This window comes from Erwinia sp. Eh17-17 (assembly GCF_039675725.1).
Classification (GTDB): domain Bacteria; phylum Pseudomonadota; class Gammaproteobacteria; order Enterobacterales; family Enterobacteriaceae; genus Erwinia.
In genome coordinates, this window is the sequence record NZ_JBDFQT010000001.1 from 598,073 (window position 1) to 617,970 (window position 19,898).

The following is a 19,898-nucleotide window of genomic DNA, read 5'->3' on the forward strand; positions in this document are numbered from 1 at the left end:
CAGGTGTAAAAAAGTGATACTTCCTCCGGCCTGAAAAGGGGGGGGCGTGGTTTCTCTATCGAACTTTATCGAATCTGGATTCACGCAGCGCCTCTTTAACCCGCTTAAGGTTGTCGCGAAACTTCGCGCCGCGCCGCAGCGTGAATCCGGTAGCCAGCACGTCAATCAGCGTGAGCTGCGCCAGGCGGGAAACCATCGGCAGATAAACATCGGTATCTTCCGGAACATCCAGGGTGAGGGCCAGCGTCGCCTCGCGCGCCAGCGGCGAGTCAGGGGAGGTAATCGCCAGCACCGTTGCATCGTTTTCCCGCGCCATCATCGCCAGTTCCACCATAATTTTGGTGCGGCCGGTATGGGAAATCAGAACGATGACATCGCCTTCGCTACTGTTCATACAGCTCATGCGCTGCATCACAATATCGTCAGAATAGATCACCGGCACATTGAAGCGAAAAAATTTATTCATCGCGTCGTGTGCCACCGCTGCCGATGCTCCCAGGCCGAAAAAGGCGATTTTCTTTGACTGGGTGAGCAGATCCACGGCACGATTGACCGCGCTAACATCCAGATGTTGTTTCACCCTTTCCAGCCCGGCCATTGCTGACTCGAAAATCTTACCGGAATAGGCGTCAACGCTGTCATCCTGTTCGACATTGCGGCTGACGTAGGGGGTGCCGTTCGCCAGACTTTGCGCCAGCTGGAGTTTGAAGTCAGGGAAGCCTTTGGTGTTAAGTCGGTGACAGAAGCGATTAACCGTCGGTTCGCTGACCCCGGCTGCACGTGCCAGCAGCGCGATGCTGGAGTGCATCGCGGTGGTCGGGGAATCGAGGATAACTTCGGCAACTTTGCGTTCAGATTTGCTCAAATTTTCCAGCTGAGATTGAATTTTTTCCAGCATATTCATAGTGCTACCCGTTCATACATTCTGACGATTTCAATCAAAGGTGAAATCGATGTCATTTTGTAGAGAATATACAATGCACGGCAGCCCCGGTGGCAGTAGCATGACGACATTAATTTACATTTATTGCCAGAGTTTGAACTGTGTCTGATTTTCAGAATGGTAAGAACAGAAACAAAAATGATGCAAAATTACACACAATCTGACGGCTAACCGCTGAAGACTGCCTCTAAACTGAGCATGTATTCGCTACATTGTGCCACGAGCGCGTCGCCCGGTTTACGGGGGGCAGTCAAAAGCAGTACATTGTGTTGAAACAAAATTACAATAAGAGCCTGTCCGACGACGGAATTTTCAGGGACAGGCTAATCCTGCAACGAGGAGAATGAAATGGCGGTTACACAAACAGCCCAGGCATGCGATCTGGTGATTTTCGGTGCCAAAGGCGACCTTGCGCGCCGTAAACTGTTGCCTTCCCTGTACCAGCTGGAAAAAGCCGGCCAGATCCATGAAGAGTCGCGCATTATCGGCGTTGGCCGTGCGGAATGGGATAAAGCGGCCTATACCAAAGTGGTACGTGAGGCGCTGGAAACCTTTATGAAGGAAAAAATCGACGAAGCGCTGTGGGATAAGCTCAGCAACCGACTCGATTTTTGCAACCTGGATGTCAACGAAAGCAGTCATTTCCCGCGCCTCGGCAAGATGCTTGACCAGAAAAATCGCGTCACCATCAACTATTTCGCCATGCCGCCAAGCACCTTCGGTGCCATCTGCAAGGGTCTGGGCCAGGCGAAGCTGAACGCCAGCCCGGCGCGCGTTGTGATGGAAAAGCCGCTCGGTACGTCACTGGCTACCTCGCAGGAAATTAACGATCAGGTCGGTGAGTATTTCGAAGAGAGCCAGGTCTTCCGTATTGACCACTACCTTGGTAAAGAGACCGTCCTCAACCTGCTGGCGCTGCGTTTTGCTAACTCGCTGTTTGCGGCTAACTGGGATAACCGCACCATCGACCACGTGCAGATTACCGTGGCCGAAGAAGTGGGTATCGAAGGTCGCTGGGGCTATTTCGACCAGGCCGGTCAGATGCGCGACATGATCCAGAACCACCTGCTGCAGGTTCTGACGATGATCGCTATGTCGCCGCCTGCCGATCTTTCTGCCGATCGTATCCGTGACGAGAAGGTGAAGGTTCTGCGCTCGCTGCGCCGTATCGACCACACCAACGTGCGTGAAAAAACCGTACGCGGCCAGTACACCTCTGGTTTTGTTCAGGGCAAAAAAGTGCCCGGCTACCTGGAAGAAGAGGGAGCCAATAAATCCAGCAGCACTGAAACCTTCGTTTCTATCCGCGTGGATATCGATGACTGGCGCTGGGCGGGTGTACCGTTCTACCTGCGCACCGGTAAACGCCTGCCGACCAAATGTTCCGAAGTGGTGGTCTATTTCAAAAACCCGGCGCTGAACCTGTTCAAGGACACCTGGCAGGAGCTGCCGCAGAACAAACTGACGATCCGTTTGCAGCCGGATGAAGGCGTGGATATCCAGATCCTGAATAAAGTGCCAGGGCTGGATCACAAGCACAACCTGCAAACCACCAAGCTGGACCTGAGTTTCTCGGAAACGTTCAACCAGTCGCATCTGGCTGATGCCTACGAGCGTCTGCTGCTGGAAACCATGCGCGGTATCCAGGCGCTGTTCGTCCGCCGTGACGAAGTGGAAGAGGCCTGGAAATGGGTCGATTCTATTATGGATGCATGGTCATCAGATAAAGAAGCACCTAAGCCTTATCAGGCGGGCACCTGGGGACCGGTCGCTTCCGTGGCGATGATCACCCGTGATGGCCGCTCATGGAATGAATTCGAGTAGATTCAGGCTTACCGATCAAACCCGCTACGGCGGGTTTTTTTATCAGCAAAATACAACTTCATAAAAATTGAACCTGCATTTTAAAAAAACCAGCCTGACATAGACGCTCGCCGTGCTTCTCCTGTATGGTAGATGGCGCAATCTTATTCCTGACGCAACGGGCGTCACTTTTGCCTGCTACGTCTCTCAGGATGTAAGGCAGGCCTGACAGGAGAAAGTCGTTGATGAGTAACTGGAAAACAAGCGCTGAACAGATTCTGACCACCGGCCCGGTCGTCCCGGTGATTGTGGTCAATAAGCTTGAGCATGCGGTGCCCATGGCAAAAGCGCTGGTGGCCGGTGGAGTGCGCGTGCTGGAAGTCACGCTGCGTACTCCCTGTGCGATGGATGCACTGAGAGCGATGGTCAGAGAAGTTCCGGAAGCGATTGTCGGTGCAGGTACGGTGCTTAACCCGCAGCAGCTTAAAGAAGTGACCGATGCCGGGGCACAGTTTATCATCAGCCCTGGGCTGACCGAGCCCCTGCTCAGAGCCGCCGTCGAGGGTTCTGTTCCGCTGATCCCCGGCATCAGTACCGTCTCTGAACTGATGACCGGTCTTGATTACGGTCTGCGTGAGTTTAAATTCTTCCCGGCGGAAGCCAACGGCGGGGTGAAAGCCCTGCAGGCTATTGGCGGACCTTTCCCTCAGGTGCGTTTTTGCCCGACGGGGGGCATATCGCCCGCTAACTACCGTGACTATCTGGCGCTGAAAAGCGTGTTGTGTATTGGCGGATCGTGGCTGGTGCCGGCAGACGCACTGGAAGCGGGGGACTACGATCGTATCACCCGCCTGGCGCAGGAAGCCGTCGCAGGGGCACGCTGATATTGAGGGGCGGTGCAAAGCCGCCCCATGGCCGGTTAACCGCTGACGTTTACGCTGGCAGCGGCATGAATGGCGCGCTGTACCGCATCGTCAATATCGCTGCCGGTTGCAAGCGCCACGCCCAGGCGGCGCTTGCCCTGAATCTCTGGCTTACCGAACAGGCGCAGCTGTAACCCCGCACCCAGTGCGGCAGAGAGATTGGCAAACTGCACGTTGCTGCTGTCCAACTCTGGCAGGATCACCGCCGAAGCAGCCGGGCCGTACTGACGGATACCGCCAACCGGCAGGCCGAGAAAAGCCCGAACGTGCAGGGCAAACTCTGACAGGTCCTGAGAGATCAGCGTCACCATCCCGGTGTCGTGCGGGCGCGGTGAGACTTCGCTAAACACCACGTCATCACCACAGACAAACAGCTCAACGCCAAACAGACCCCGGCCACCCAGCGCGTTCACCACGTCGCGCGCAATCTCCTGCGCACTCTGCAGGGCGAGATCGCTCATCTGCTGTGGCTGCCACGATTCACGATAGTCGCCGTCTTCCTGACGATGGCCAATCGGCGCACAGAAGTGGATACCGTCCACCGCACTGATGGTCAGCAGGGTGATTTCGAAATCGAACTTCACCACACCTTCAACGATCACCCGACCGGCACCTGCACGGCCACCCTGTTGGGCATATTCCCACGCCGCGTCCAGCTGTGCGGCTTCACGAATAAAGCTCTGCCCTTTGCCGGAAGAGCTCATGACCGGTTTGACGATGCAGGGAAAGCCGATCTCATCCGCAGCGGTGAGGAAGGCTTCGTGGCTGTCGGCAAAGCGATAGGTAGAGGTGGGCAGCGCCAGTTCTTCTGCGGCCAGACGGCGGATACCTTCGCGGTTCATGGTCAGTTTCGCCGCGCGCGCGGTGGGAACCACGTGCTGGCCCTGCTTCTCCAGTTCGATCAGCATATCGGTGGCGATAGCTTCAATTTCCGGCACGACAAAATCCGGTTTTTCCAGCGCCACCACGGCAGCCAGGGCAGCACCATCCAGCATATTGATCACATGGCTGCGGTGGGCAACGTGCATCGCGGGGGCATCGGCGTAGCGATCCACGGCAATTACTTCCACACCAAGACGCTGGCATTCCAGCGCCACTTCTTTGCCCAGTTCACCTGAACCTAACAGCATTACACGGGTTGCATTAGGGCGCAGCGCAGTTCCAAGAGTTGTCATAATCTCTACCTGAATGGAGTGAAAAAATCGGGCGCAGTATAAACGAAAACGTTTGCGCGATCATCCCGCAGTTTATTCTTGAGTCAAAAAAGCAGCGCTGATATACTGTATAAAAATACAGTTAAAAAGGAACGAAATCATGGCTGTTGAAATCAAATACGTTGTCGTCAGAAAAGGTGAGGAAAAGATGACATTTGCCAGCAAAAAAGAAGCGGATGCTTACGACAAAATGCTCGACCTGGCAGAGGTTTTTGCTGACTGGCTGATCGCCAGCCCGCTGGAAGTGGAAGAGCAGCAGGGTGAAGCGCTGGGGATGTTTATGGCGGAAAATAAAGAGGCTCTGCAGCAGATCCTGCGCAGCGGCAAGCTGCCGGAAGAGAACACCCCCGCTGATGACAGCGAAGAGAATGTCGAAGGCAAACTGCGCGCAGTTAAATCCGCCTGATCTTATTCACTGTTTTGGCTGGCCATGAATTCCTGGCCAGCCTTTCAGTCATCATTTATTCAGCACACCGCGTAGCGACGCCATTGCTGCCTCTGCCGTTGCGAACGGATCGGCAGCGTGGCGTTGATCGTTAAACACCTCCATCCCCAGCGGTCCCTGATATCCGATCTGTGCTAAATGCTGTAGCAACGCCCGCAGTGGATAGTGGCCCTCGCCCGGTAACAGGCGGTGATGACGGGCGGTTTCGACCAGATGCTGTGCATCCGGCTGACAGTCCAGGTCTGACAGCTGCACCAGAAAAATCTTCTCTGCGGGAATGCCTTCCAGGTCAGCCAGCGTTCTCCGGCGCACAAAGATATGAAACGCATCCACTACCAGCCCAAGATTGGGCGCGTCGATCTGCTGAATACGCTGCCACGCTGCTGCGGTGTGGCTGACATGGGTACTCCAGGCCATGGCCTCATACGCGATGCGCAGATTATGCCCGGCCGCCTGTTCAGTCAGCCAGCGTAAATCGTCGTCGATACGCGCTTCACAGCATTGCGCATCGGTAGAGGCCGGTACCAGCAGGGTAGAGGCCCCAAGGCGCTGTGCGGTTTTCATCATGTCTAACGCTTCACGCCGCTTATCCCCGCGCCGGGCGTCCGGCGCGCCATCAAAGTCCAGCAATACCTGATAATCCGTCAGCCCCAGCGACAGCTGCCGGCACAGCTCTGCCAGCGCGGCGGCGTCGCCACCGGCGTTGCTCACATCCTGTTGCCACAGCTCCACCTGGTTAAATCCCGCCGCCGCTGCGGCGCGCAGCTTCTCTTCACTGCTGCCGCCGAGCAGGACAGTATTGATAAACAGGGGGTTTGATAAAAATGTCATTCGTCGCGTTCCTCTTCTGCGGTATTGCCTTTTCAGGGTAGATCTCTCGCTGTGTTCCGACAAACTCTCTGCGGCTGAGCGGATAAGCTCTGTACAATCGGCTGTCCAGGGCGCTGAAATTTTACAGCCTTTGCACCATTTGACGTTTCCTGACGCGGGCTGCTCTATTGTGGTGTTTTCTGGCAAACAAGGGTCGACTATGAGCAACTGGCTGCAACAGATTCAGACGGTATTAGGTAAGGCGGGTAAATCCTCTGCTGGCGGAGAAGGGCTGAGTAAGATGCTGGCGCCCGGCGCGCTGGGTGGCCTGGCAGGGTTGCTGATTGCCAGCAAATCTTCGCGCAACCTGCTGATGAAATACGGAAAGAATGCGGTCATCATCGGCGGCGGTGCCGCAGCAGGCGCTTTGCTGTGGAATAAATACAAACAGCGCGTCAGCGAAACCCATCAGGACCAGCCACAGTTTGGTCAGCAGAGTTCATCGGTCGATCGCCGCGCTGAGCGCCTGATTGAAGCGCTGGTGTTTGCCGCCAAAAGTGACGGTCATATCGATAGCGATGAGCGAAAAGCGATTGATGAACATCTCCGTCAGTCTGGCCTGGGAACACAGGGTGAGCAGCTGGTGCAGCGTGCTATCGACTCCCCTCTGGATCCGCAGAAACTGGCGGCTGACGTCAGGAACGAAGAAGAAGCGCTTGAGGTCTATTTCCTCAGTAACCTGGTGATCGATGTCGATCACTTTATGGAGCGCAGCTACCTGCAGGCGCTGGGCGATGCGCTGAAAATCCCTGTTGATGTGCGTCAGTCAATCGAAAGTGATATTCGTGCTGAGAAACAGAAGCTTCCTGCCTGATCCCCCTGCGGGCGACAGCCGTCGCCCGCAAAAATATCCCCCTGAAAAATTGTTACCGGTTAATGATAACCGCTTGTGAATCAGTCAGGTTGCTGCCAACCTTACTGACAGACCCAGCAACTGCGAAGAGACTATGACACCTCCTGAAGCGAAAAAAATTCCCCACGCGATGACGCTGCACGGCGATACGCGTATCGATAACTACTACTGGCTGCGCGATGATGAGCGTACAGCGCCAGAGGTGCTGGCTTATCTGCGCGCGGAAAACGACTACTGCCAGCAGCAGCTGGCGCCACAAAAGGCCCTGCAGGCGGAGCTGTTACAGGAACTTATTGAGCGCATTCCGGCGCGGGACCATTCGGTGCCGTATGTAAAAAAAGGGTATCGCTATCAGAGCCGCTATGAAGAGGGCAATGAGTACACGATTTACGCCCGTCAGCCTGCCGATACGGCTACCCCGGAGCGCTGGGATACGCTGCTGGACGGTAATCAGCGTGCCGCTGGCAGTGAGTTTTATACCCTCGGCGGCGTGGCCATCAGCCCCGATAATCAGATGATGGCGGTGGCCGAAGATTTCCTGTCACGCCGGGTTTACGGCATTCGTTTCTGCGACCTTGAGAGCGGCGAATGGTATCCGGAAGTGCTGGAAGGCGTGGCCTCTGCGATGGCGTGGGCCAGTGATGCAAAAACGCTTTATTACGTGCTGAAAGATAAACAGACGCTGCTGCCTTACCAGGTATGGCGACATACGCTCGGCACGCCTCAGCAGCAGGACCAGCTGGTTTATGAAGAGCTGGATGACACCTTCTACGTCAGCGTCTATAAGACCACGTCGGAAGAGTATGTCGCCATTGCCCTGGGAAGCAGCACCACCAGCGAGATCCTGCTGCTGGATGCCGCGCAGCCCGATGCGCAGCCGCAGCTGTTCCGCGCGCGCCGTAAAGACCACGAATACAGCGTCGATCACTACCAGGGCCATTTCTACGTTCGCTCCAACCGCGAGGGCATCAATTTCGGGCTGTACCGCACTGAGACGGCCGATGAGCAGCAGTGGCAGGCGCTCATCGCACCGCGAGCCGATATCGTACTGGAGGGCTATACGCTGTTCCGTGACTGGCTGGTGGTGGAGGAACGTCAGCAGGGGCTGACCCGTCTGCGTCAGATCAACTGGCAGAGCGGGGAAAGCAGCAGTATCGCCTTTGACGATCCCGCCTACGTCACCTGGATTGGTCACAATCCCACCCCGGAGAGCAGCAAAGTCCGCTACGGCTATTCGTCAATGACCACGCCGGACACGCTGTTTGAGCTGGATCTGGATACCGGTGAACGCGAGGTGCTCAAGCAGACCGAGGTGAAGGGGTTTGATGCTGCCTGCTATCGCAGCGAGCGCCACTGGGTCACCATGCGTGACGGTGTGAACGTGCCGGTTTCCCTGGTTTACCGCAAAGACCGCTATCAGCCGGGAACGAATCCGCTGCTGGTGTATGGTTACGGCTCCTACGGCAGCAGCATGGATGCTGATTTCAGCGCCAGCCGCCTGAGCCTGCTGGACCGTGGGTTTGTCTTTGCCCTGACCCATATTCGCGGCGGCGGCGAGATGGGCCAGCAGTGGTACGACGACGGCCGCCTGCTGAATAAGATGAATACCTTCCATGACTTCATCGATATTACCGATGCGCTGATCGAGAAAAAGTATGGTGACCCGGAAAAACTGTATGCCATGGGCGGCAGTGCCGGCGGGCTGCTGATGGGGGCGGTGATAAACATGGTGCCGGAACGCTTCCACGGCGTGGTCGCGCAGGTGCCGTTCGTTGATGTGGTTACGACCATGCTGGATGAATCTATCCCGCTGACTACCGGCGAGTATGATGAATGGGGTAATCCGGCGGATGAACAGTATTATCACTACATCCGGCAGTACAGCCCGTATGACAACGTGACGGCGCAGGCGTATCCGCATCTGCTGATCACCACCGGGCTGCACGACTCCCAGGTGCAGTACTGGGAACCGGCAAAATGGGTGGCAAAACTGCGTGAGCTGAAGACCGATGACCATCTGCTGCTGTTGCACACCGATATGGACTCCGGCCACGGCGGAAAGTCAGGGCGCTTCAAAGCCTATGAAGACGTTGCGCTGGAGTATGCGTTTCTTATCGGGCTGGACAGCGGCCTGCTGAAGACGCCCGCTTAATCCGTTGCGCTCAGCGCCCGCTCCATCGCACTGCGCAGGTCGGGCTTCAGGTCCGGGATATTTTTTAGCATCCACTTTAAATATCCCGGATCTTTCTTCGCCACATCATCCACTTTCTGCCCGCGATACTTGCCAAAAGGGAAGGTATTGAACGAGCCCTGTACCTGCATACGGCGGATCATCTCCTGGGGATCCCAGCCGCTGTAGGACATAATCCGAATCAGCAGTGCGGCGGTGACATAGCAGTCATACAGCGCCCGGTGCGCGTGCAGGTCAGCAGGCGGGGTAACCTCCAGCTGCAGGGATTCACGCAGCGCCTGATTGCTGTATTTCAGCCCCGGCCACAGGCGGCGGGAAAGCGCCATGGTACAGATCCACTCACCGTGCATCTCCGGCAGCATGCGGCGGTCAAAGCTGGCATTGTGCGCCACGTAATACGGGCTGCCGTGATAGCGTCCGATGGCCTGTTCAATTGTGGGTTTTCCGCGCACCATCGCTTCGGTAATTTTGTGGACAGCCATAGCATGCGGGCTGATAGGGCGATCGGGTGAAATCAGATCGCTCATGGGATTGACGATCTGTCCGTTAATCACATCCACTGAGGCGACTTCGACAATACCGCCCTGCAGGCCGCAGGTTTCCGTGTCTATCACGCGTAACATAACTTCTCCCGTTTACAGAACTGGCGGGCAGGGTAACGAATGCGTCTCTCCTTGCCAATGATTACCGTTACGCTGCGCAACAATCAGCTGTTCACCTTCACCACCGCGTACGATCTGGCGGCCGTTTTGATCCCAGAAGGCGCTTTTCCCGGCACACTGGTATCCCCCGGTGGGCCAGGCGTGGTTCGCCATGATAATCGCCATCTGATAATCCCGCGACCAGCGGGCAAGATAGCCACAGTCGGTCTCGTAACCCTGCTCAGAGACCAGCACGCTGGTGGCATACAGATCGGCACCGCGCCGCGATGCGTCACGCGCATAGGCCTCCACGCTGATATCAGCGCAGATAGCCAGCGCCACCTGGTGATGCTGATAGCCAAACATCGGCACGGTATCACCCGCAGTGAAGATCGCTTTTTCCGGGCCGAACAGATTACGTTTGCTGTAGGCGATGCGCGTACCGTCCGGCAGGAATGTCAGCGCTGAGAGGCGCACATTATCGTCCGTTTTTAACGGCAGGCCGATGCTGATGCCCATCTGATGCTGACGGGCAGCGTGGGCAAAAGGGTGCAGGCGGCTATCGTCCAGCGAGAGCGCAAGGTCAGCCATCAGCGGAAGCTCATAGCCTGTCAGGGAAAGTTCAGGAAACATCAGCAGGTCTGCGCCATGTAAGGCCGCCTGCTGAATAAAGTCGAGATGATGCTGAATATTCCAGGCGATATCGCCCGGACGTGAACCTGACTGCGCTGCCGCAATAGTCCAACTGGACATAGAAAACCCACCGTTAAGCGTAAGGTAAGGGCCTTATCTCAACCGAAGCGGCAAAAAAACACAAGGCACTATTTTTGTTTAGGTTCGTACGGCAGGCGTGAGAGTGACAGAGAAGCCTGGCGGTAGTGAGTCAGACGCTCGCGGAACCAGTCGTGCAGGGCTTCAGGCTGTTCACGCAGCACCATCTCGGCAATCACCGGCATATTGTAACGCTCTTTAAAGGCGACGCCGGCCGCTGCCAGATCGACGTTGACCTTATCTTTTTCTTCCTGCGGCAATGTGGCCAGATTGTAACTCATGCTATTCCCCCGTATTGAGAGGCAGAAAATAATGCAGAAGGCACGGATTAGCAAGTCTGGCGGCCCATTGATAGTTGCTATCATCTCGACACCCGATTTTATGCGGGGTATTCTTTCGGCCTCAGCAGCAAGGGGCTGCGTCCCGTTAAGGATAATTGCGACATATGCGACACTTCTTCAGGGTTTCCGGCGTGTTAATCGCCGCACTGTTTGCCCAGCAGGCTTCCGCTCATGCCCACCTTAAAAGTGAATATACCACGGTTAATCCGGCCGGTAGCCCGTATCCGCAGGCGCTGACCATCGAGTTCAGCGAAGACGTTGAACCCGCGTTCAGCGGTATTGAAGTCACTCAGATGGACAACACGCCGGTTCCTCAGCTGAAGGCGAAACGCGACGCAAAACAGCACAACCGGCTGCGGGTTCAGTTTAAGCAGCCCCTGAAACGCGGTGAAGAATACAAGGTTAACTGGCACGTGCTGTCGGTGGATGGTCATAAGACCAAAGGGAACTACACCTTCAGCGTGCCGTAACCGTGGCGCTGACCAGCTTCTATATCCTGTGCCGCTGGCTGCACTTCGCCGCGCTGATGTCGCTGGTCGGGGCCGGGGTTTACACCACGCTGCTGGCCCCTGCACGCTATCGGGCTGACCTGACGCGGCGGCTGATGCCCACCCTTGTTGTCGCCTGCTGGCTGACGCTGCTGAGCGCAGTGCTGCTGCTGGCGGCACAGACCGGAAAGATGGGGGAAGGCTGGCAGGATACGCTGGACGTCGATATCTGGCTGGCGGTATTGCAGACGCAGTTTGGCCGCGTCTGGCAGCTGCAGCTGGCGCTGGCCGCGCTCGGTTGCCTGGCCCTGCTGCTGCGCGGTGTCCCGCGCCAGAGGACGCTGTTGCTGTTTGCCGCGCTGCAGCTTGCGGGGCTGGCCTTTACCGGGCATGCCACCATGCTGGAGGGTGCAGCCGGCCTGTTCCAGCGTGTCAACCAGATGGTGCATCTGCTGAGTGCGGCTTTCTGGGCCGGAGGGCTGCTGCCGGTGATCGTCCTGATGCAGGAAGTGCGCCGTCCGCAACAGCGTTACGACGCCGTGCGTACTCTGATGCGTTTTTCGCGCTATGGCCATCTGGCGGTGGTGCTGGTGGTAGTGAGTGGGGCAGTCAACGGCCTGTTGCTGCTTGGCTGGCCTCCCGCCAGCTTTCGTCTTTACAGCCAGCTGCTGCTGCTGAAGACGCTGCTGGTGGGGGCGATGGTTGGGATTGCGCTATATAACCGCTACTGGCTGGTGCCGCGTTTCCAGCGCAGCGGAGAAAAAGCGCAACAGCAGTTTATTAACAGCACGCTGGCAGAGATTGGTCTGGCGGCAGCGGTGCTGATGGCGGTAGGCGTGTTCGCCACGCTGGAGCCTGCCTGATCGCGCACCGCGCTTCAGGCTATCCCTGTTCAGTGAGTGATTTATCGTTTGAGGTATGAGAAAGATGAAAAAATTGGCATTACTGTGCGTTGCTCTGGGCCTCAGCAGCAGCGCGATGGCCGGTATTGAAACCGTCAGCCGTTTTGATATGGGCAAAGAGAACTGGCCGTTCGTGCGTGAAGAGATGATGCTGAGCTGCGAGAAGGGCAATGTGCTGCTGGCCATCAATGACGGCACGCTGGTGCAGTACCCGCTGAATGCGGAAGCGGAAGCAAAAGTGAAATCAGGCCAGATCAAAGCCGGGTTCCCGATTGAGAAGATCCTCGCTGACGATCCGGCGAACCCAGGCCACAAGAAGAGCCTGGCACCGATCATCGCGCGCGCTGAAAAGCTCTGCCGCTGACCGACTAAGCTGGCGCTCCTCCCGGTGCGCCAGCCCGTTCCCTTCTGATGCCTGCCGAAAGGCCCGTCACCTGTTTTTGCCGCCGCGATCACAATGCTAACAATCACTCCCGCCATCATTTACAACTGGCTGGAAAACCCCCGCAGCTGGTCTATCTTTTAAAGTGCAAGGCGAATCGCCTGCAATAATGCCAACTTTTAGCGCACGGCTCTGAAAAGAGCCATTTCCCTGGACCAAAGACAGGAATCGTCTTTGGTCTTTTTTTATTTCATTAAACATCTCAAATCACGGCCAGCAAAAGCGAGATGTTACGAAAACACCTTCCACGGTCTGAATCAGGATGTGATCCTGTCTGCATCCATCAGGAAAACTATGATTCACCGCAGCGGAGTTTCTGAAACTTCAGGTAACCCGTTTAACCAAATCCCAAAATAAGGAAAAAATCTTCCTTTATGCGCCCCAGGATGTGCATCCACTTTATAGTGAATTTTTTAAGTGTAACTGTGGGTTTTACAGTAATAAGATCGGTTTTTCGGATGGAAGCGTTTTTATAAGATCTCCATATCTATTTTTCGATTTCACGGGCCTGTTTAGCAAGTAGGGGGCCGCGTTATACAATCTATATATAAATAAAGTTAACCCTGTGAGAGCGATAAAAAGATCCAGCCATGAGACAGCTTCAATATTTTCAGAGAGGGTCTGCCAGCTATCTCCTGGAACCCCTGATGTCATTTTTCACGCGAATATTGCACAATTCATCTTTCTCTTCTACAGGTATCCTGCATTTCAAATGCCTCTTTCATATTTCCCCTGTATTAAAAACTCTTCAAAGGGTTAACTTCACCAGGGAGAAATCACCATATTACCGTTCTCCCTTTCCTAACTCACTGATGCCAAATAGATTAGATATTTATTTCGCTATTATCGGAAATAATTGCCACTGCCACCTATACTCAAATCGCAAACGGCAATAACAATCGTGATTTCAGACTGGAGCGAAAAATGGAACTGAGAAATGAACTGGCTCTCACTAAACGCGTTTCGTGGGGAAGTATTATTGCCGGTGTGGTGACGGCGATGGCAATCTCTCTTCTTCTGACCATGCTGGGAACCAGCCTGGGTTTATCAATGCTGTCTCCTAAGTCGGATGATATTGTCAACGGGGCGGATACGGCAGTATTAGCCTGGTCTGTTATTGGTGTGGTGATCAGCCTGGCGTGTGGGGGCTTTATTACCGGGCGTCTTGCAGGAACGGACGGCGCCATTCACGGGTTTCTTATCTGGGCAACGTCGCTTTTAGTGGCAACGGTTCTGGGCTTTGCCGCCGTGGGGGGGATTTTAAATACCGCCGGAAGCGCGGTGGGTAGCGTGGCATCCGCAACCGGCAGCGTTGCCAGCGGGATTGGCAGCGTGGCGGGGCAGGCTGCTCAGGGCGCTGCCAGCATCGGTCAGAATATCTATGGCAATCTTGGGCTTGATACCAAATTATCATCAGACAATGCTGACGATCAGGTGATTCAGGCATTGAAAAAAAGCGGTATTAAAGAGTTACAGCCTGAATATTTGCAGACTCAGCTGGAAGAGGCCGGCAAAGATGTCGCCGGTTCGGTTAAAGACCTGGCGGTTAATCCTGATAACAGCGATGCCATCGTTAAAGGATTAACGGATAAACTCAAAAGTCGGGCAGAGACAATCAGTCAGGCCGTTGATAAAAATGAGGTGAAGCAGGCCCTGACGCAGAATACCAGCATGACGCCGGAAGAAGCGGATAAAGCGGTAGAAAACTTTATTCAGACGCGTGATAAAACCGTTCAGGAAGTGAATCAGCGCCTTGCTCAATTAGAGAAAAATCTGGATGAGGCGAAAGTGAAGTACGCTGAGCTGAAAGAAAAAGCGAAAGAGAAGGCTGATGCAGCAGCTAAAGCTGGCGCTAAAATTGCCCTCTGGTCGTTTATCGGTTTATTAATCGGCGCGATTGTCAGTACGCTGAGCGGTTTCTGGGGGGTTAATACCCACCCTGAATATCGCAAAATCAGAGCCTGATTGTTTCTTTGCTAAAAGGCCCCGTACGGGGCCTTTTTACGTTGTCAGCTACGCGTTATCACGCTCTGCTATTACCGTCTGCGAACCGGCAAGATCGGTGGACCAGATAACGGCAGGACGTAATGTTTACCAAAGGTCGGGTACCTGGCAACGCGCAGTGTGCCAGTGACGTCTCCTTTCAGCAGGGCTTCTCCGGCGTCCTGTAGCCCGCCCTCTGATGAGGCCTGAAGCCCACTCCTGGTTAAATTTCTGTAAACACAGACCGGGAGTTTGCTTTTTACCTGTACCCTGTCGCACTATCTTCAGCGGCTTACCGCGTTCAGTTTTCCAGACTGTCTGATTAAGTCGTGGCGGGCGCTGTTGCCCGGAATGGATTGAGCATCGTTTGAAAAGGGTGTCGTGATGGGAACCATGTTAGGGCTGCTGGGCTTAATCTCAGGCGCGTGGGCCGTGCGCAGCATCTGTATGAAGCAGATGAACGGCGTGCTGAAAGTTATCCTGTCGCTGACCGCCGGGCTGTTCTTTTTATCAGCCGGGGGCATCGGCGGTACACAGGAGGAGAAGATACCTTACGTGATTGTGGCGATGCTGATCGGTGCCGCCGTGGTGTGGTACGGCAACCGTATTTATAAAGAAGCTCCGGCCAGCAAGCTGGATTAAAAAACGGGGCGTTATGCCCCGTTGTTTGTTAAGACTGGCTCTCTTTCTGCTGAGTCTCTTTCTCCAGGTTCTCTCTTTCCTGATTTTCCTGATGTGTCTGACCTTCCTCAATAAAGTCTGGGTCGATCTCGTCGGTATTGCCTTTATGGTCCTTACCGGACAGCAGGTTCCAGCAGGAAATAAACAGCGCGGCAATCAGCGGCCCAATCACAAAGCCGTTAAGGCCGTAGATTTCCATACCGCCCAGGGTAGAGATCAGAATCAGATAGTCCGGCATTTTGGTATCTTTACCGACCAGCAGCGGGCGCAGGATGTTATCAATCAGCCCGATGACCACCACGAAGAAGAAGGTCAGCACCAGCGCTTTCACCAGTGCACCGGAGAAGAAGAAGTACAGCACGACCGGCAGCCAGATAATGGCTGAACCCACGGCCGGTATCAGGGACAGGAAGGCCATCAGCGACCCCCACAGAATGCTGCCCTGGATATCGGCGAACCAGAAGGCAATGCCGCCGAGTGCCCCCTGGACCGCCGCGACCACCACGGTGCCTTTGACGGTGGCGCGCGCAACGGCAGCAAACTTCACAAACAGATGCTGTTTAACAAACTGTGACAGCGGAATGGCATCCAGCGTCAGGCCCACCAGGTAAGCCCCATCCTTCAGCAGGAAGAACAGCAGGTAGAGCATCACGCCAAAACCGATGGTAAAGCTGAAGGTGCTTTTACCAATCATCATCAGGCTGCCGGCAAAGAACTGGCCGCCTTTCATTGCCACGCCGGAGAGTTTCTCCTGAATCGCTGCGGCGTCATTCATATTGTTTTCTGCCAGGAAATGGCGCAGCCAGTCGGGCAGATGATTAACAATGCCCGCCGCAACCGTCGTCAGCTCGGTCTGATTATTTTGCAGCCGGTTGTACAGCGCATTGAACTCTACCGCCAGTGACGAGGCCACCACGGCCAGCGGGATGAAAACAATCAGGCAGATAACCAGCAGCGTCAGCAGTGAGGCCAGGCCATTTCTGTCACCCAGATGCTTCCTGATTTTGGTTTTCAGCGGATGGAAAATAATGGCCAGGATGGCGGCCCAGAGAATCGCGGAAAAATACGGTCCCAGAACGTGAAAAAATGCCAGCGTCGTTACCGCCAGTATAAAGATAAAGAATCCCTTACTAATGCCCTTAATTACCATTTTATCGTCTCAGTGATTAACTTATTCTGTTTACGCGCTAAAAGTAGACCAACTGCGGGTTAGCAGCAATATTAACCCGCGTTTAAAAAAATAAAGTGGCAAAAGATTCAGCGCATTTTACCCGGCCACACCGCCAGTTTTTGTGCCAGCGGCGTGAAGTCTGTGTGGAAATCAACGCCGCTGGCTTTCATCTGGCGCCGCAACCCGGCTAAGGAGTCGGCAACCGGGGACACGCAGGCATAAATCACCACATTACTGCTGGGTGTGGTGCAGTAAAGCAGAGTGCGGAAGATAGCCTGCAGCGCCTGTGAGAAGGGCGATGATGGATCCGGCTGCTTTGAGTGGTTAAGCACCAGCCAGCCCCCATCCTGCAATTTATCAGCACAGTGACGCAGAAAGCGCTCTGACGTTTGCAGGGGGGCCATCGCATCAGCGGAATAGAGATCTGAGAAAATCAGCTGATAGCGGCCCCTTTCTCCCCCGGCAACCGCCTCGGCCGCATCGCCCACCTGATAGTGAATGGCCGGGCTGTCGGGAAGGTGAAAGTATTCCTGCGCCACGCTGAGAACCGCCTGACGCAGTTCGATCACCTCCAGCGCGATAGCCGGATCGCGGGCGTACAGCGAACGCACCAGGCTGCCGCCGCCCAGGCCGAGGATCAGCGCCCGGCTGACCGGCGTCAGCGCCACGGCCATCAGCATTGCCCGGATATAATTATGAACCGGCAGTATGGGGTTATCCTTCTGCATCTTACTTTGCTCGTAAATACGGTCAAAGCTCATAATGCGGAAGACTTTATTGTCGATCACCATCACTTCACCGCGATCGTCCCTTACGCTGGCGATAAGCTCGCCGCGAATGCGAAACAGCGGGGAAGAGGTGAACAGATCGTTATCTGACATGGGGGGGCTCCGTGACTCTCAGCGCGCTGAGTTCCTGATGTTGTCCAGACACTATGTTTGCATTTTCCTCAGGCTCAGAGCAATGCCCGGTGCCAGCATAGCCGGGGCCCGATGGGGGCCTGGCATCAGTCTGTCAGGCATATTGACCTTTGGGCAGCCGTTAATATCACAATACCGCCGCTGAAAGACGCATTTCTTCCATCGTGACTTGTGCAGAAGCGCGCATCACTTTACGATGGCAGGTGGCCCAGTGGGGGGGATACCCGTCTCATTGATAACTGGCCAGGAGCCTGTTGCATGAAAAGTGAGAAAGAAATTTCCATCGACCAGTTTACGGAAGATGAAAAAGTATTGGTGGCGCAGCGGGTTAAGACATTGACCGATAAACTGAGTCATGTAGCCAGTAAGAAAGAAGAGAAAGAGATCGTTAAAGAGGCAAAACGCCTGGTCATGAAAGAACGCGTGGTGCGTGAAAGCAGTAAGGTTGTTCTGGCGAAAAAACCGCGTAAGCCATCTGCGGCGAAAGAGAGTGAAGTCAAAGAGTTTAACTGGAGTGCATCGCTACGTAAGAACCCACGTGCGTTGAAATAATTCCATCACCGGGGCTGTCATGGCCCTTGTTCTGCACGCCCGTTTCCCCGACGGCGGCGTTATCCTACGATAATCAGATGCACCAGCCGCGCCAGCACTTCAATAATCAGCAAACTCCCTGCGGTAATCAGCGCCAGCGTAAGATAAAACTGTTTGCGGTTATCCATACATCACCCTCCCTGAAGGTCAGAAACCCCTTATTTTAACGGGAATTTCATAAACCCTGCCTAAATAAATGCCAAATGATAACGGCTGAGCAAGCGTGAAGGGCGGCCCGGCAGAGCCGCCTCTGGTTCACACCGTGAACAGCTTGCCGTCGCGAACCAGTTCACGCGGATAGTTATTCTTAATGCGGTTGCCGACCTTCTTAGCGATGCCAATCGGCTGCTGCTGATAGCAGACGATCAGCTCATCCCCCGGCAGATCGCGTTCCGGATAGATATCGCGCCCGCGATACCACTCTTCAGCCTCAGCGGTATTCAGTTCAAAGGCATGGGGAACCGTCGGGTCGGCCAGCGCGATGGCGGCTTCATGCTGCCAGCGATAGCCTTTGGGGAAGGTTTCTGCCAGCTTCAGGCCAATGCGCGAGAAGCGCACCCGGCCCAGCAGCGCTTCCATCGCCCGTGGGAACAGCCACAGCTCTTTATCCCGCTGCCACAGCGCCAGCTCCTCACCCCAGTGCAGGCCCGATTTCGCGGCGGCGGCAATCACTTCTTCCTGCTGCTTACGATTAAGCGGGCTGAAGGGCGGTTTTCCGACTTTATAGCCCGGAACGGGCAGCGGAGGAACGCTGGCGGTTTTACGCAGACGTGCAACGAAGAAGCCCTCGCTGTCGAAAATCTGCGGAAAGACGTGCAGGAAACCCTCCGGCGTGGCGGCGCGTTCGGCACCGCTGAACAACTGGTCTAACGGCTCGATTTCGACGGCGTCCGGGTATTGATCCATCAGCCAGGCGATCACCTGCTGATTCTCACTGCGGTTCAGCGTACAGGTGGAATACACCAGCGTGCCGCCGGGGCGCAGGGCGTGAAAGGCGCTGTTGATCAGGTCCTGCTGCGTGGCGGCAATCTCCGCCGTGCTGGTCTCTGACCAGTTGCGCAGCGCATCGGCATCTTTGCGGATCACCCCTTCGCCAGAACAGGGAGCATCCAGCAGCACGGCATCAAAACATTCCGGCAGGGCCGGGCCAAAGACGCGGCCATCAAAGTGGGTCATTGCGGTATTGCTGACGCCGCAGCGGCTGAGGTTTGCATGCAGCACTTTCACCCGGCTTGCGGAGTATTCATTGGCGAGGATCGCCCCGGTGTTGCTCATATAAGCCGCCAGCTGCGTGGTCTTAGACCCCGGCGCCGCCGCCATGTCCATGACGCGCTCAGGCGCAGTGTCAGCGGCAAACAGGGCGCTGACCGGCAGCATGGAGCTGGCCTCCTGAATGTAGAACAGTCCGGCCAGATGCTCCGCTGTACTGCCCAGCGGCAGCGTATCGGCATCGTCACGGCTGATCCAGAAGCCCTCTTTACACCAGGGTACCGGGGTCAGGTGCCACTGATAGGGCGCCACGCGTACCAGAAAATCCTCCACGCTGATTTTCAGCGTATTCACACGCAGGCTACGGCGTAACGGCGTCTGGCTGATGGCAATAAAGCGCTGGTATTCGACGCTGTCTGGCAGCAATTGCTGCATCTGGTCGAGAAAAGCTTGCGGGAAGTAAACGCGGGAAGAGTGAGACACAGGCAAAATCCAGGGGAAATAAGTGGCGTGAGT

20 protein-coding genes are annotated in these 19,898 nt (G+C 55.4%); 11 read left to right on the top strand and 9 right to left on the bottom strand.

Annotated features, from left to right (window positions below):
- Window positions 1-55 precede the first annotated feature (55 nt).
- A complete protein-coding gene (locus ABEH87_RS02605; protein WP_346573652.1) occupies window positions 56-904 on the bottom strand; it encodes a MurR/RpiR family transcriptional regulator in 849 nt (282 codons plus the stop codon).
- A 387-nt stretch (window positions 905-1,291) separates the two neighbouring features.
- Here ABEH87_RS02605 and zwf point away from each other — a divergent pair, with 387 nt between their 5' ends.
- Both zwf and ABEH87_RS02615 read left to right on the top strand, forming a co-directional pair.
- On the top strand, window positions 1,292-2,767 hold the full coding sequence (zwf, locus tag ABEH87_RS02610; RefSeq protein ID WP_346573654.1) for a glucose-6-phosphate dehydrogenase: 1,476 nt from the start codon (window positions 1,292-1,294) through the stop codon (window positions 2,765-2,767).
- Window positions 2,768-2,991: 224 nt separating this feature from the next.
- Complete coding sequence (locus tag ABEH87_RS02615) at window positions 2,992-3,630, top strand: bifunctional 4-hydroxy-2-oxoglutarate aldolase/2-dehydro-3-deoxy-phosphogluconate aldolase (RefSeq protein ID WP_346573656.1); 639 nt, start codon at window positions 2,992-2,994, stop codon at window positions 3,628-3,630.
- Between the two features lie 35 nt (window positions 3,631-3,665).
- On the opposite strand, the gene purT is transcribed toward ABEH87_RS02615, so the two are convergent.
- Window positions 3,666-4,844 carry a formate-dependent phosphoribosylglycinamide formyltransferase gene (gene purT / locus ABEH87_RS02620; protein WP_346573658.1) on the bottom strand — a complete coding sequence of 393 codons (1,179 nt, stop codon included), beginning with the start codon at window positions 4,842-4,844 and terminating at the stop codon, window positions 3,666-3,668.
- 139 nt (window positions 4,845-4,983) lie between these two features.
- Here purT and ABEH87_RS02625 point away from each other — a divergent pair, with 139 nt between their 5' ends.
- On the top strand, window positions 4,984-5,289 hold the full coding sequence (locus ABEH87_RS02625; RefSeq protein ID WP_346573660.1) for a YebG family protein: 306 nt from the start codon (window positions 4,984-4,986) through the stop codon (window positions 5,287-5,289).
- Between the two features lie 51 nt (window positions 5,290-5,340).
- Here ABEH87_RS02625 and ABEH87_RS02630 read toward each other — a convergent pair whose 3' ends face one another.
- Window positions 5,341-6,159: a sugar phosphate isomerase/epimerase family protein gene (locus ABEH87_RS02630; protein ID WP_346573662.1), complete on the bottom strand. Its 819-nt coding sequence runs from the start codon at window positions 6,157-6,159 to the stop codon at window positions 5,341-5,343.
- A 199-nt stretch (window positions 6,160-6,358) separates the two neighbouring features.
- On the opposite strand from ABEH87_RS02630, the gene ABEH87_RS02635 reads away from it, so the two are divergent.
- Both ABEH87_RS02635 and ABEH87_RS02640 read left to right on the top strand, forming a co-directional pair.
- Window positions 6,359-7,012 (top strand): DUF533 domain-containing protein, encoded by a 654-nt coding sequence (locus ABEH87_RS02635; RefSeq protein ID WP_346573664.1) that lies wholly within the window; start codon window positions 6,359-6,361, stop codon window positions 7,010-7,012.
- 133 nt (window positions 7,013-7,145) lie between these two features.
- On the top strand, window positions 7,146-9,203 hold the full coding sequence (locus tag ABEH87_RS02640) for a prolyl oligopeptidase family serine peptidase (protein WP_346573666.1): 2,058 nt from the start codon (window positions 7,146-7,148) through the stop codon (window positions 9,201-9,203).
- On the opposite strand, the gene exoX is transcribed toward ABEH87_RS02640, so the two are convergent.
- The 3 genes from exoX to ABEH87_RS02655 form a co-directional block, all read right to left on the bottom strand.
- Window positions 9,200-9,865: an exodeoxyribonuclease X gene (gene exoX, locus ABEH87_RS02645; RefSeq protein ID WP_346573668.1), complete on the bottom strand. Its 666-nt coding sequence runs from the start codon at window positions 9,863-9,865 to the stop codon at window positions 9,200-9,202. The genes ABEH87_RS02640 and exoX overlap by 4 nt on opposite strands.
- 12 nt (window positions 9,866-9,877) lie before the next feature.
- Window positions 9,878-10,636: a carbon-nitrogen hydrolase family protein gene (locus ABEH87_RS02650; RefSeq protein ID WP_346573669.1), complete on the bottom strand. Its 759-nt coding sequence runs from the start codon at window positions 10,634-10,636 to the stop codon at window positions 9,878-9,880.
- A 68-nt stretch (window positions 10,637-10,704) separates the two neighbouring features.
- A complete protein-coding gene (locus ABEH87_RS02655) occupies window positions 10,705-10,935 on the bottom strand; it encodes a DNA polymerase III subunit theta (RefSeq protein WP_346573670.1) in 231 nt (76 codons plus the stop codon).
- A gap of 164 nt (window positions 10,936-11,099) precedes the next feature.
- On the opposite strand from ABEH87_RS02655, the gene copC reads away from it, so the two are divergent.
- The 5 genes from copC (at window position 11,100) to ABEH87_RS02680 (ending at window position 15,452) form a co-directional block, all read left to right on the top strand.
- A complete protein-coding gene (copC, locus tag ABEH87_RS02660; protein WP_346573672.1) occupies window positions 11,100-11,465 on the top strand; it encodes a copper homeostasis periplasmic binding protein CopC in 366 nt (121 codons plus the stop codon).
- An 8-nt stretch (window positions 11,466-11,473) separates the two neighbouring features.
- On the top strand, window positions 11,474-12,346 hold the full coding sequence (gene copD / locus ABEH87_RS02665) for a copper homeostasis membrane protein CopD (protein WP_346574559.1): 873 nt from the start codon (window positions 11,474-11,476) through the stop codon (window positions 12,344-12,346).
- A gap of 64 nt (window positions 12,347-12,410) precedes the next feature.
- The gene (locus tag ABEH87_RS02670) at window positions 12,411-12,749 is read left to right on the top strand and encodes a YebY family protein (RefSeq protein ID WP_346573673.1); all 339 of its coding nucleotides are present in this window, start codon (window positions 12,411-12,413) and stop codon (window positions 12,747-12,749) included.
- A 1,002-nt stretch (window positions 12,750-13,751) separates the two neighbouring features.
- Window positions 13,752-14,792: a CAP-Gly protein gene (locus tag ABEH87_RS02675; protein WP_346573675.1), complete on the top strand. Its 1,041-nt coding sequence runs from the start codon at window positions 13,752-13,754 to the stop codon at window positions 14,790-14,792.
- A gap of 402 nt (window positions 14,793-15,194) precedes the next feature.
- Window positions 15,195-15,452 (top strand): hypothetical protein, encoded by a 258-nt coding sequence (locus ABEH87_RS02680; protein WP_346573677.1) that lies wholly within the window; start codon window positions 15,195-15,197, stop codon window positions 15,450-15,452.
- 28 nt (window positions 15,453-15,480) lie between these two features.
- On the opposite strand, the gene ABEH87_RS02685 is transcribed toward ABEH87_RS02680, so the two are convergent.
- A complete protein-coding gene (locus tag ABEH87_RS02685) occupies window positions 15,481-16,641 on the bottom strand; it encodes an AI-2E family transporter (protein ID WP_346573679.1) in 1,161 nt (386 codons plus the stop codon).
- A 107-nt stretch (window positions 16,642-16,748) separates the two neighbouring features.
- Entirely contained in the window at window positions 16,749-17,543 is a 795-nt protein-coding gene (locus ABEH87_RS02690) for a spermidine synthase (RefSeq protein WP_346573681.1), read from the bottom strand.
- A 297-nt stretch (window positions 17,544-17,840) separates the two neighbouring features.
- Here ABEH87_RS02690 and ABEH87_RS02695 point away from each other — a divergent pair, with 297 nt between their 5' ends.
- Window positions 17,841-18,134: a hypothetical protein gene (locus ABEH87_RS02695; RefSeq protein WP_346573682.1), complete on the top strand. Its 294-nt coding sequence runs from the start codon at window positions 17,841-17,843 to the stop codon at window positions 18,132-18,134.
- 294 nt (window positions 18,135-18,428) lie between these two features.
- Here the strand turns inward: ABEH87_RS02695 and rsmF are convergent, their stop codons facing one another.
- Window positions 18,429-19,865 carry a 16S rRNA (cytosine(1407)-C(5))-methyltransferase RsmF gene (gene rsmF / locus ABEH87_RS02700; protein ID WP_346573684.1) on the bottom strand — a complete coding sequence of 479 codons (1,437 nt, stop codon included), beginning with the start codon at window positions 19,863-19,865 and terminating at the stop codon, window positions 18,429-18,431.
- Window positions 19,866-19,898: the final 33 nt, after the last annotated feature.

Bases quoted from the DNA above. Each gene is read 5' to 3' on its own strand.
- ABEH87_RS02605 (WP_346573652.1), bottom strand. From the start codon at position 904: ATGAATATGCTGGAAAAAATTCAATCTCAGCTGGAAAATTTGAGCAAA.
- zwf (WP_346573654.1), top strand. From the start codon at position 1,292: ATGGCGGTTACACAAACAGCCCAGGCATGCGATCTGGTGATTTTCGGT.
- ABEH87_RS02615 (WP_346573656.1), top strand. From the start codon at position 2,992: ATGAGTAACTGGAAAACAAGCGCTGAACAGATTCTGACCACCGGCCCG.
- purT (WP_346573658.1), bottom strand. From the start codon at position 4,844: ATGACAACTCTTGGAACTGCGCTGCGCCCTAATGCAACCCGTGTAATG.
- ABEH87_RS02625 (WP_346573660.1), top strand. From the start codon at position 4,984: ATGGCTGTTGAAATCAAATACGTTGTCGTCAGAAAAGGTGAGGAAAAG.
- ABEH87_RS02630 (WP_346573662.1), bottom strand. From the start codon at position 6,159: ATGACATTTTTATCAAACCCCCTGTTTATCAATACTGTCCTGCTCGGC.
- ABEH87_RS02635 (WP_346573664.1), top strand. From the start codon at position 6,359: ATGAGCAACTGGCTGCAACAGATTCAGACGGTATTAGGTAAGGCGGGT.
- ABEH87_RS02640 (WP_346573666.1), top strand. From the start codon at position 7,146: ATGACACCTCCTGAAGCGAAAAAAATTCCCCACGCGATGACGCTGCAC.
- exoX (WP_346573668.1), bottom strand. From the start codon at position 9,865: ATGTTACGCGTGATAGACACGGAAACCTGCGGCCTGCAGGGCGGTATT.
- ABEH87_RS02650 (WP_346573669.1), bottom strand. From the start codon at position 10,636: ATGTCCAGTTGGACTATTGCGGCAGCGCAGTCAGGTTCACGTCCGGGC.
- ABEH87_RS02655 (WP_346573670.1), bottom strand. From the start codon at position 10,935: ATGAGTTACAATCTGGCCACATTGCCGCAGGAAGAAAAAGATAAGGTC.
- copC (WP_346573672.1), top strand. From the start codon at position 11,100: ATGCGACACTTCTTCAGGGTTTCCGGCGTGTTAATCGCCGCACTGTTT.
- ABEH87_RS02670 (WP_346573673.1), top strand. From the start codon at position 12,411: ATGAAAAAATTGGCATTACTGTGCGTTGCTCTGGGCCTCAGCAGCAGC.
- ABEH87_RS02675 (WP_346573675.1), top strand. From the start codon at position 13,752: ATGGAACTGAGAAATGAACTGGCTCTCACTAAACGCGTTTCGTGGGGA.
- ABEH87_RS02680 (WP_346573677.1), top strand. From the start codon at position 15,195: ATGGGAACCATGTTAGGGCTGCTGGGCTTAATCTCAGGCGCGTGGGCC.
- ABEH87_RS02685 (WP_346573679.1), bottom strand. From the start codon at position 16,641: ATGGTAATTAAGGGCATTAGTAAGGGATTCTTTATCTTTATACTGGCG.
- ABEH87_RS02690 (WP_346573681.1), bottom strand. From the start codon at position 17,543: ATGTCAGATAACGATCTGTTCACCTCTTCCCCGCTGTTTCGCATTCGC.
- ABEH87_RS02695 (WP_346573682.1), top strand. From the start codon at position 17,841: ATGAAAAGTGAGAAAGAAATTTCCATCGACCAGTTTACGGAAGATGAA.